The sequence below is a fragment of the Chitinispirillales bacterium genome, from assembly GCA_031254455.1.
Lineage (GTDB): Bacteria > Fibrobacterota > Chitinivibrionia > Chitinivibrionales > Chitinivibrionaceae > WRFX01.
In genome coordinates, this window is the sequence record JAIRUI010000049.1 from 1 (window position 1) to 11226 (window position 11226).

At 40.6% G+C, this 11226-nt stretch carries 13 protein-coding genes; 9 read left to right on the forward strand and 4 right to left on the reverse strand.

From position 1 onward, the window contains the following. The 7 genes from LBH98_03675 to fliN form a co-directional block, all read left to right on the forward strand. Positions 1-306 (forward strand): flagellar hook-basal body complex protein (locus LBH98_03675; GenBank protein ID MDR0303856.1); only part of this gene is annotated, 306 nt, incomplete at its 5' end. 119 nt (positions 307-425) lie between these two features. Further along, entirely contained in the window at positions 426-641 is a 216-nt protein-coding gene (locus LBH98_03680; GenBank protein ID MDR0303857.1) for a flagellar FlbD family protein, read from the forward strand. Then, positions 638-1405, forward strand: coding sequence for a motility protein A (locus LBH98_03685; protein MDR0303858.1), 768 nt, complete (start codon positions 638-640; stop codon positions 1403-1405). Before LBH98_03680 ends, LBH98_03685 begins: the two co-directional genes overlap by 4 nt. A 9-nt stretch (positions 1406-1414) precedes the next feature. Further along, a complete protein-coding gene (locus tag LBH98_03690) occupies positions 1415-2134 on the forward strand; it encodes a flagellar motor protein MotB (protein MDR0303859.1) in 720 nt (239 codons plus the stop codon). A 46-nt stretch (positions 2135-2180) separates the two neighbouring features. After that, positions 2181-2747 carry a flagellar basal body-associated FliL family protein gene (locus tag LBH98_03695; protein ID MDR0303860.1) on the forward strand — a complete coding sequence of 189 codons (567 nt, stop codon included), beginning with the start codon at positions 2181-2183 and terminating at the stop codon, positions 2745-2747. A gap of 24 nt (positions 2748-2771) precedes the next feature. Then, positions 2772-3923 carry a flagellar motor switch protein FliM gene (gene fliM, locus LBH98_03700; GenBank protein ID MDR0303861.1) on the forward strand — a complete coding sequence of 384 codons (1152 nt, stop codon included), beginning with the start codon at positions 2772-2774 and terminating at the stop codon, positions 3921-3923. Then, entirely contained in the window at positions 3916-4917 is a 1002-nt protein-coding gene (gene fliN, locus LBH98_03705; protein MDR0303862.1) for a flagellar motor switch protein FliN, read from the forward strand. The genes fliM and fliN overlap by 8 nt, the downstream gene beginning before the upstream one ends. Before the next feature lie 5 nt (positions 4918-4922). On the opposite strand, the gene LBH98_03710 is transcribed toward fliN, so the two are convergent. The 4 genes from LBH98_03710 to LBH98_03725 form a co-directional block, all read right to left on the reverse strand. After that, complete coding sequence (locus LBH98_03710) at positions 4923-5522, reverse strand: hypothetical protein (GenBank protein MDR0303863.1); 600 nt, start codon at positions 5520-5522, stop codon at positions 4923-4925. Between the two features lie 10 nt (positions 5523-5532). Continuing rightward, positions 5533-6960, reverse strand: coding sequence for an Asp-tRNA(Asn)/Glu-tRNA(Gln) amidotransferase subunit GatB (gatB, locus tag LBH98_03715; GenBank protein ID MDR0303864.1), 1428 nt, complete (start codon positions 6958-6960; stop codon positions 5533-5535). 180 nt (positions 6961-7140) lie between these two features. Next, positions 7141-8520: an NADPH-dependent glutamate synthase gene (gltA, locus tag LBH98_03720; protein ID MDR0303865.1), complete on the reverse strand. Its 1380-nt coding sequence runs from the start codon at positions 8518-8520 to the stop codon at positions 7141-7143. 20 nt (positions 8521-8540) lie between these two features. Then, complete coding sequence (locus tag LBH98_03725) at positions 8541-9101, reverse strand: sugar O-acetyltransferase (protein MDR0303866.1); 561 nt, start codon at positions 9099-9101, stop codon at positions 8541-8543. Positions 9102-9396: 295 nt separating this feature from the next. On the opposite strand from LBH98_03725, the gene LBH98_03730 reads away from it, so the two are divergent. Beyond that, on the forward strand, positions 9397-9564 hold the full coding sequence (locus tag LBH98_03730) for a hypothetical protein (protein ID MDR0303867.1): 168 nt from the start codon (positions 9397-9399) through the stop codon (positions 9562-9564). A gap of 9 nt (positions 9565-9573) precedes the next feature. After that, complete coding sequence (locus tag LBH98_03735) at positions 9574-10986, forward strand: hypothetical protein (protein MDR0303868.1); 1413 nt, start codon at positions 9574-9576, stop codon at positions 10984-10986. The last annotated feature ends 240 nt before the right edge of the window (positions 10987-11226 follow it).

The following is an 11226-nucleotide window of genomic DNA, read 5'->3' on the forward strand; positions in this document are numbered from 1 at the left end:
TTCACAAACGGTCAGACAAGGAACCTTGCGGTTATTCTTTTGGCGGAATTTATAAATCCTGCCGGACTTTTAAGAAGCGGCAATTCAATGTGGTCGGAATCCAACAACTCGGGAGAAGGCATACTTCACAAAGCCGGAGAAGGGACTTCTTCGACGATTAAACCGGGGGCGGTCGAAATGTCGAACGTCGATTTGGCGAGCGAATTTACCGATTTGATAACGACCCAAAGAGGTTACCAAGCGAACGCCCGTATTATTTCTACGACGGACAATCTGCTTCAAGAACTCGTCCAATTAGTGAGATAGTTTTAACGTAAATAAAAAAATAATAAGGATGGAAATTTCCATCCTTATTATTTTTTTTATACATTATACGCATACAAAAATTATTTTAATGCAATGATTTTTGAGTCAAGGAGGAGATTTTGATAGTTTTACAACGGCTTAGAGGTCAGGAGTTTGTGATGAACGCCGATTTGATAGAATCAATCGAAGCGACTCCCGACACGCAGATTAAACTTTATAACGGGAAAACGTACGTCGTTAAAAACAGCGTTGCGGACGTAGTGAAAAAAGCGGTCGATTACCGTAAATCGTGCGGCGCGACGCTGCGAGTAGTAAACAGGGACGAACAGTTATGAATATAAACAGTATTTTAGGCCTCGTTTTAATGTGGTTTTTTGTCGTATTGGGGATCAAATTTGAACACCTCAACGCGTTTATAGACATTCCTTCTATCCAGATCGTCGTTATCGGAACTTTAGCGGGTGCTTTCGCCTCGTTTCCTCTGAAAACTTTGGTATCGTTGCCCGGCGTTATAGTTAAGGCGTTTACAAACGACAAAGCCGACATTGTCAAAACGATTAAAATGCTTGTGGAATTTGCCGAAAAAGCCCGTAAAGAGGGCATTTTGGCGTTGGAAGGACCGGCGAATAAAGTAAGCGACGAATTTTTGAAAAAAGGTTTGCAGTTAGCCGTGGACGGCACCGAACCGGATTTGATACGCGATATTCTTGAAACCGACATTTCATGTATAGAAGAAAGACACGCGGCGGGCGCCGCCGTCTTTAGTTATATGGCGTCTTTGGCTCCTTCTATGGGAATGTTGGGAACTTTGATAGGACTTATTATGATGCTTGGGAATTTGAGCGATATCGCCAGCGTAGGACCCAATATGGCGGTCGCTCTTATTACGACGTTTTACGGATCGCTGATGGCGAACTGTTTTTGCACTCCGGTAGCGAATACTCTTGAAAAGAAAAGCGCCGAAGAATCTATGTCCAAAAGCCTCATGGTCGAAGGAATCATGTCGATTCAGGCGGGCGACAACCCTCGTATCGTAGAACAAAAACTCGCCGCATACCTTTCTCCCGTAAGCAGAACTAAAGTAATAAAGGTGCGATAGGGCGGAAATATGGCAAGAGAAAAGAAATGTCCGCCTTGCAAACAGATAGTTCCGGAATTTATGGCTACGTACGGCGATATGGTTACGCTGATTTTATGCTTTTTTGTACTTTTGTTTGCGTTGATGGTACCGGACGCCAAAAAATTTGAATTGGCGGCTTCTTCGTTCCAGTCGGCGTTTAACGGCGTGTTGACGAGTTTGCCGACTATCGCTATTCATCAGGAAGTATTTACCCCGCGGCTTGGCGGAGACGCTCAAAATAAACATATCGCCGCCGACGCCGCAAGAAAAATCAAAGAAGTCGCCGCAAAAGAAAACATGGAGGAAGCGATAAAAGTAAATGTTACCGACACCGGAATAGCGATAAGAATTTCGGACAAAGTAAGTTTTGACGTTGGAAGCGATAGATTAAAACCGGAATTTGTCGCTATCCTGGAAAAAATGATGGCTATAATAAGAGAAACGCCCGGACGTGAAATAAGAGTTGAAGGACATACGGACAACACGCCTATAAATACGGCAAGATTTCCCTCTAACTGGGAATTATCTTCCTCTCGCGCCTTGTCGGTCGTCAAGTATTTATATCAGCGCGGCGAAGACCCCAAGAAATTATCCGCCGTCGGATACGGAGAATTTCGTCCTATCTTTCCAAACGATACCGAAGCACACAAAAGAGAAAACAGACGAATAGAAGTTTATGTAGAATATCTTGAAAAAGTTAATAAGTAATATTTGGCACACAGTTTGAATATATTTATGTTTTAAGGAGTATAATATGCCGGAAGAAGAAAAAAAAGAAGATTTAAAAGAAAAAAAAGATATTGAAAAGCCTAAAGCGAAATCGGCTCCAAACATTATAATAATCATAGTTGCGATTTTAGCTTTTCAGGCGTTGGTGGCGTTTTTGGTCGTTTTAATTACCATTCCCAGAGATAAAGACGCTTTTAAGAAAGAGCTTCAAAATCCCGACGATACGGTAGGTGTCAGCGAAGAGTTGCAAAATGTAAACCTTGACGGAGAAGTTATTTTGCCTACAAAGGCGGATATCGTGGTCAATATTTCCGGAACGAGCGGGGAGCGGTTTCTTAAAGTAAAGATTTTTGTCGCTTATGACGGGAAAAAACCTGAAAACAAAAATATTGAATTGGGTTTGGCAAAAATAGAGACGCAGTTAAGAAGTAAAATTAATGAGTATCTGTCTTCGCTCACATTGAGTCAAGTAAGCGATAGAAACGCGATTGCAAACGTTCGTACGGCGCTGCTTCCCGAGCTGAATTCAATAATTCCTAATAGCGTTGGGAAGTTGTCTAATGTTTATATTGAAGAGTTTATTATTCAATAGATACGAAGAAAAGCGGGGGTAGTTATGAGCAACATTTTATCACAGGAAGAAATTGACGCGCTTCTCACTGCGGTGACGAACGGCGACAATGTTTTCGGATTGGATGCCTCCAAAACGCCTGCCGCCTCAAACGCCGCGTCCGCCGGTCAGGAAGATGTCGAGAACGACCCATGGTTAGACGAAGACGATACTGATAAGATAAACGAAGACAGAATTTTAAACCTTTATGATTTTCGCCGTCCCGACCGTGTTTCAAAAGACCAAATGCGGACCTTGCAAAGTTTGCATGAATCTTACGCCAGACAGTTTTCGACTACGCTTACCAACTATCTGAGAACTTTTGTAGAAATTGAGGTGGTAGCGGTTGACCAATTGACTTATTCTGAATTTATTATGTCTATTTCAAATCCGAGCTGTATTCATTTGTTCAGAATGGAACCCATTGAGGTAACGGCGATATTTGAAATGAATCCGTCTTTGGTGTTTTTTGTAATAGACAGGCTTTTCGGCGGACTTGGAAAATCAAGCGAACACAGCCGTGAATTAACGCCTATAGAACAAAACGTTATAAGGAACATAATTTCTCGCGGACTTGACGATTTGGCGAGCGTGTGGGAACACATGGGCGATTTTTCTCCGAAAATCACCGCTTACGAAACAAACCCTATGTTCGTGCAGATAGCGCCTCCCGGAGAAACGGTGATTTTAATAACTTTTGAGGTGCAATTGCTTAAAAGTTCAGGGCTTATGAGTATTTGCTTTCCTCATGCTATAATAGATAAATTATTCTCGTTTATCACGTCCGAATCATGGATTACGACCCAAGTTCAGACAACCGCCGAAACTCGTAAAATAGTAGAAGAAGAAATTCAGGAGTTGAAAGTTCCGCTTTCGGTAGTGATGGGGCAGACGAAACTTACCGTCCGTGACTTGCTACAACTTGAAAAAGACGATATTTTGTGCCTTGAAAAACACAAAGACGACGATTTAATAGTTCAAATAGGCGGAAAGAGCAAAATGGGTGGAAAAAGCGGAATTGTAGGACGAAAAAAAGCGGTAAAGATAACTAAAATTATTGAACCGGAAGTTCCAGGTGCAAATATAAAATACGACTTAGACGACGATTCGGAAGATTCGGATGACTGGGACAACAAAAAAGGGGATGAAAATGAGTGATTTTATTTCACAGGACGATATTGACGCGCTGTTAGGTGCCGCATTGAACGGAGATCTTTCTTCTCAGAAGACAAGCGTTGTCGATACGGGTAAGTCAAAAGAAATCGTCGAAAGCATTTTGAAATGTTACAAAGAACATGTTAAGTCGGTTGCGAATTTAAATTTAAGCCGTGATGTTTCGCTTGAAGTAGAGAATGTAGATATTGTGGAATATTCTTCAATTATCGCCGAAAAAATTGATGGGGAATACCTTATCGTCGAAGTTCCGTTTTCAGGCGGATGCGAAGGAAGCGTAAGAGTGTTGGCTTCCAAAAAAACTTTTGCGATTATAGCGGATTTGATGGTGATAGGCGACGGGACGGCGCCGTATTCCGATGCGCATAAAGACGCCATTACCGAATTCTTCAGCCAAATTTCAGGCGCGTTTGCGACCGAACTGGGAGGTAAATTCCAGAAATCCGTAAGTGCAGGCGCACCTTCGATTTTGGACAATGTCGGCGGCGACATTTTAGAAAATGATTTTGCGGCTTTCGCTAAAATCACGATTAATGATTTTGATCCTATGGCGATTATAATTTCTCCGGATGAGACGTTTTTGGAAAAATATTCTCCATTGTTAAATCAAGTAAAAAATGAAGAATCGACGGTTTCGCAAACGTCAAACGTTTCTACAGCCGCGATGCAATCTCCGGACAATAATACCGTTGCAAATTCGTTTTCGTCAAGAGCGCCGAAAGTCAATGTCGATATGCTTTTGGATATAGAACTTGAAGTTACAATCGAACTTGGACGGACAGATATAGCGATTAAAAGAGTGCTTGATTTGGCTCCCGGCTCGTTGGTCGAATTGGACAGGCTTGCCGGAGAACCCGTCGAACTGCTTGTAAACAACAAAATCGTAGCCAAAGGCGAAGTCGTTGTCATAGACGAGAATTTTGGAGTGCGAATAATCTCTTTGGTTTCTCCAGAAGAAAGAATCAAAAGTTTGAGGTAGATTCCTTAGAAATTCATCTTTGTCGGAGTTTTAATTCCCATTTTTTGGCTTAATCTTGTCGCTTTTTCTATTTCCATAGCCGCAAGAATTTTTGCTTTCTGTCTGTCGTCGTTCATCGACTTAAAAATATCTACGCATAAATTATCGCTTAAAGTTTCTAAAATCTGCGCCGCTTCTTTCGGTTTCATAGCTTGGTAAAGTTTTGCCAAATCGACCGCTTTCTTTGCATTGTCCTCTTTCGTATCCGAAACCGCTTTTTCGAAACGCACCCGTTCCTTTTCAAGTTTTTCACGTTCCTGCTGTAATTCGATAATCAAAAAGTTGAGCCGCTCCTGCTCTCGGACAAGTTTTTCGCTGTCCGCCATAAGTTTCTCCCGTTCGCTGGCGTTTGCCTCGAACGAATAAGAATTCGCTACAATTAACGAATCGCGCAATTCTGTATTTTTCTGTATTTTTGCGACGGTTTCACTCTCGACCCATCGCGACAAATCGCCTTTGAAAACTAATTTCACGTTTCCTGTCGCCAAAAGCATTATGATAAACATAAGCGGGAAAGAAAGCAAAACAACTACCGCCCCGACTATCATTATATCCTTTGTTTTCATAATTCCTCCTTTATTTTTTCAGTAATTCACCGATAATTCTATTTATTTCTTTCGGATTTGCCTTGCCTTTGCTTGCTTTCATCGCTTGTCCGACAAAGAACGACGTCAATTTGTCGTCGCCGGCTTTAAGTCGTCGTACTTCCGGCTGATTGTCTGCAAAAATTTTCTCCATAATTGTCTGCAATTCATTGCTGTCGCTGACTTGTGCAAGTCCTAATTCTTCGATGAGAATTTGCGGGGGTTTGCCGGATTCTTCAACCGTCGCAAGAATTTTTTTGCCGGCGCTCGCCGAAATTTTGTCGCTTTGCACCAAATTTATTATTTCCCCCAATTTCTCGGCGGTGATTTTCAAATCGCTCAATTTACATTGTTTTTCTTTGAGAATTTTCAAAATGTCGGTTAAAATCCAACCGGAAGCGAGTTTTGCGTTTCCTGAAATTTTTGTGGTTTTTTCGTAGTAATCGGCGATTTCAGGTGTTTCGGTTAAAACCGTAATCGCGTTGTTTTCAAGTTCGTATTGTTCTGAGAAACGTTTCTCTTTCGCTTTCGGGAGTTCGGGAAGCGAATTCTTTTGCTCGTTTATCATATCGTCGTTGACAATCAGCGCCGTTAAATCAGGGTCGGGAAAATAGCGGTAATCGTCGGACGATTCTTTTGTACGCATTGCGATAGTAATGTTTTTGTCCGCATCCCAAAGAAACGTTTGTTGAACGACTTTTCCGCCGCTTTCTATCAATTCGGTTTGACGCATTACTTCATAATCTATCGCCTTTTTCACATTGGAAAAACTATTCATATTTTTAAGTTCCGCCTTTGTGCCCAGTTTCGTTTCGCCGACCGGGCGAATGGACACGTTCGCGTCACAGCGCAAACTTCCCTCTTCCATATTGCAGTCGCAAACGTCAAGATATTGCAGTATTTTTTTGAGCGAAACCAAATATTGATACGCCTCTTCTGAACTTCGCATATCCGGTTCGCTGACTATTTCAATCAACGGCGTTCCGCAGCGGTTTGCGTCAAAAAGCGAGTCGGAGTCTTGATCGTGGATCAATTTTCCGGCATCTTCTTCGAGGTGGATACGAGTGATTTTTACTCGTTTTTCCGCGTTATCGACTGTTATGTCCAAGTATCCGTTTTCACAAATCGGAAGTTCAAACTGTGAAATTTGGTAACCTTTGGGCAAATCCGGGTAAAAATAATTTTTCCTTGCGAAAACGCTTTCTTTGCGAATCGAATGATTTGTCGCCAAACCTGCGCGAATCGCTTTTTTTACGACTTCACGGTTTAAAACCGGCAAAGCGCCGGGTAATCCCAAACATACCGGACAAGAATGCGTATTCGGTTCGTCGCCGAAAGAGGTTTTACATCCGCAAAATATTTTCGTTTTTGTTTTCAGTTGAGCGTGGATTTCCAATCCTATCACGGTTTCAAATTTCATACGTTCTCCTCAAATATACGCAGAAAATAATACATTGTCGATGTAATTCTTGCAAAAATACGAAATATTTCACGTTCTTTATGTATAAGTATAACAAAAATTATTTTGATAGTCTGTAATATTTTAATGGATTTGCCTCTGTTATACTTCGTTAAGGTATTCTACGATTTATCAACGCTTTTATTCTAATCCCAAATCGCTCAGAATCGCTTTTGCCGCCTCTTTCCCGGCGCCCATAGCCAAAATAACCGTAGCCGCGCCGGTTACAATGTCGCCGCCGGCATAAACTTTCGGTTTTGACGTCCGTCCGCCGCCGTCCGTTGCGGTGATTGTTCCGTGTTTGCCAGTTTCAAGATTTTCGGTGGTTTTTGCAATTATCGGATTTGGCGAAGTGCCGATTGCCGCAATAAAGACATCGCATGGAATTACAAATTCGCTGTTTGGAATTTCTTTTGGGCTTCGCCGTCCGCCGCCGTCCGGTTCGCCGAGCTCACACTTTACACATTTTACTCCGTGAACAAAGCCGTCGTCGTCCAAAATAATTTCCTTAGGATCGGTTAAAATATCAAAAATTACGCCTTCTTCCTGCGCGTGATGAATTTCTTCTCTTCGCGCCGGCATCTCGTCAAAACTTCGACGATAAACTATACGGGCTTCATCCGCTCCAAGCCGTAGGGAGACCCTGACAGCATCCATTGCGACGTTGCCGCCGCCCATAACGACCGCCTTTTTACCTTTGATAATCGGCGTATGGCTGTCTTCTTTCCACGCCTGCATTAAATTTACCCGCGTTAAATACTCGTTTGCCGAATAAACTCCGTTAGCGTTTATTCCTTTTATGTTCGGAAACTTTGGAAGTCCTGCGCCGGAGCCGATAAATACCGCAGAAAAACCGTCTTTTTCAAGTAAATCGTCAATTGTCGCAGTTTTCCCGACAACAAAATTCGTCTCAAAACGCACTCCGATTTCCCGCAATTCGTCTATTTCGGACTGAACTACGCCGTTAGGCAAACGAAAATCAGGAATACCGTAAATCAATACGCCGCCAACCTCATGCAATGCTTCAAATACGACCGTTTCAACGCCGTGTTTTGCCAAGTATCCCGCCGCTGTTAATCCCGCCGGTCCCGAGCCGATTACAGCAACTTTTTTGCATGATTTCGGATATACCGGATAGTTTGGCGTATGATGTTTGCGATTCCAATCGGCGACAAACCTTTCCAACGCACCGATTGCGACCGCTTCCCCTTTTATTCCAAGAATACATTTCGCTTCGCATTGCGTTTCCTGCGGACACACTCGTCCGCAAACCGCAGGCAAAGCGTTGGTTTTTTTAATAACCGCAAGCGCGTCTATAAACTCGCCTCGTTTCACCAAACGAATAAAATCGGGAATGTTTATTTCCACCGGACATCCGGCGGCGCATCTGGGTTTTCGACATTCCAAGCATCTTTGCGCTTCTCTGATTGCTTCTTCTTGGGAAAACCCTAATGAAACTTCGTCAAAAGTACGCTTTCTTTCTGCAGCGTCACGGCTTCTCATTTTTATTTTTTGCGGCATATCGCTCATCCTTTTATATTTTATTTGTCTTCGATTTTCCTGATTACTCTGCACGGATTTCCTGCGGCTACAACGCCGTCGGGAATATTTTTTACTACTACGGAACCGCTTCCTATTACTACATTATTTCCGATTTCCACGCCAGGATTTATCACGCTGTTTCCGCCTATCCAGACATCGTCTCCGATTTTCACGGGTTTGCCGAACTCCAATTTTTCAGCGCGCGTTTTGGCGTCTATAGGATGCCCGGCGGTATAAATATTCACCCTGGGGCCCAAAAATACGTTTTTACCGATTTCAACGCGGCAGACATCTAAAATTACGCAGTCGAAATTAGCATAAAAATCGTCGCCTACCGAAATATTATATCCGTAGTCGCAATAAAACGGCGGCTCTACACAGATATTTTCGCCTGTTTTTGCAAATAATTCTTTAAGAATCGAAACGCGTAATTTTTCTTCATCGTATGAACTGCGATTAAATTTCTCGACCAGCTTTCTCATTCGAATTCTGTCGGCTATAAGTTCTTCGCCTTCTAATTTGTACAAATTTCCGGACAGCATTTTTTCTTTTTCCGTCATAAAATTACATCCTCCTTCTTATTGAAATATACTATATTATTTTCATGAAAATCAACATGAAACCGCTTTCACCAATGTTTATGGAGACGACAAAATGAACTATAAGAAAATAGGTAAGATACCAAAATCTCTCATTGACGTTTTTTCAAAATAACGCGATGTCAACATCCGAGAAATGTAATAACACGTTGACAAACGGTATTACATTTTATTATACTTTTTAACAACGAAAGAATATGATTTTCGGACATTAGCACATGAAATAAACCACGTTATTTTAGACGGAGGTGGAGATTTGCGTGACCAAGATACTTTAAATCTTATGTATTTTACTGATAATATTAACAGCGCAAAGTTAAGATACAGAAAATTGTTCTTTGGAGATTTCGGTTCTTATAGTCAATGGGAAAGAATAAATTCCGCGATAACATCACAAATAAATGTCCGTTCTCTGATTTATTAGGAAGAAGATATGGAAATCTGCCGTTTTTTATCATTATTTGTCTTATTTTTTGTAGTTCGTTCTTATGCTTTATCGCAGGAAGAATTAGATTCGGCGATAAACCATGAAAATATGAGAATTGCCGATATAAATGCGATAAGACAAAAATACGCTCCCGATACGTCCGCTTTAGTCAAAATATTTCTCAATGACGCTCCTTTTATGATAAAGAAATTAAATGAAATTAAAGTATCCGACAAAATCTTGAACGACTATGTTTCTCGCCTTGTACAAGAAAGAGCGGAAGATAAAGAACGCATAGACAAGTTACTTGATGAACGGATTTCTTCTGTTGAAATAGGCGGTAAAAAATATAATACGCCGGATAGTTGTTTGAATTGGTTAATCTCTGAGATTAATAACGCCAGAATACCGGAAATTGAGCCGAATTTTTTAAGAGACAGTTTAAAAGCGGATATGGAACGATACGTTTCAAAGTTTATTAATGAAGGGAAAGAATTAGGAATTGAAATACAAAATCTTTGCGATGAATTATTAGGCGGGAACTTTAAAAATTTAAAAAAGATGATAAATTTTACATTAGATTATAACAAATTTGCGAGCGGTTCCGTTGTTTTGCGAGATTCGTTGTCGGCATGTCTTATGGTGTCTTTTTTGCCTTTAGATCCGATATCCGTGATAGATATTCTTTATTATACAGCCGAATATAAAGCCTTATACAATAACTCTAATAAAATAATAGGCTTAATAAACCGACACAGTTTCAGTCGAAGAAACGAAGAGGAAGAGCATATTAAGGCATTTGAAAAAAAAATATATCCTATAGATAATCATTTAGATTCCATTGCGGCTTCTCTAAAAATATTACTCTCAAATAAGCAAGAACGGATGAAACTGGGGAAAGATACGGCGTTTGTTAATAAATATGTCGGTAATCGTTTATATTTGCGAGCGTTGCTGGGCGATACACAATCGGAAAATAAATTGATAGAGTCATATAAAAACGACACGACATTTATAGGAAGAAGAGAAAAGTTACGGGAATTGGTATTTGTAAATTCTCCTAAAGCGATAAAAACCGTCGTAGAGAGTTTTAACGATGAAATATATAATAAGCGTTCTTGTTCGACTTCAATTCGTGTGCCGATAATAAATGAATTGTCACGAATATATCAAGACGATAAAAATTTAAGGAAATTGACGGACGTAGAGTGTTTTTTACCTTTGGGGGCGACATATCCTTTCCGAGCGCCAAGATATTTTTCTTTGAGGACTGGTATGGAGCCGAGTTGGACTGCCGATTATGTAAAATCGATATTAAACTGGATAAAAAAAGAGTTTAATATAATTCCAAACGGCGGAAATAAATCTTTAAGACTGCAAAAAAACGATATGGGTTGCGGTATTGGGATTGAAACGTGAATGTCTTAAAAGCATTAAATAAATATAATTGGAAAGCCGAATAAAATCGGAAATAATAAGATTTTATTTAATCAAATTTGGTAAATGTGACATATTTATAGAGATGGTTCTACTTTTTCACATTAATCCGTAACTTTTCCATGTTTTACGTAACATTTTGAAAAAATCCGCTAATAAGTTGATTTTTTTCAAAAAATGCAAATTTCCTTGTTACGTAATTACGGCATATATTATATTACA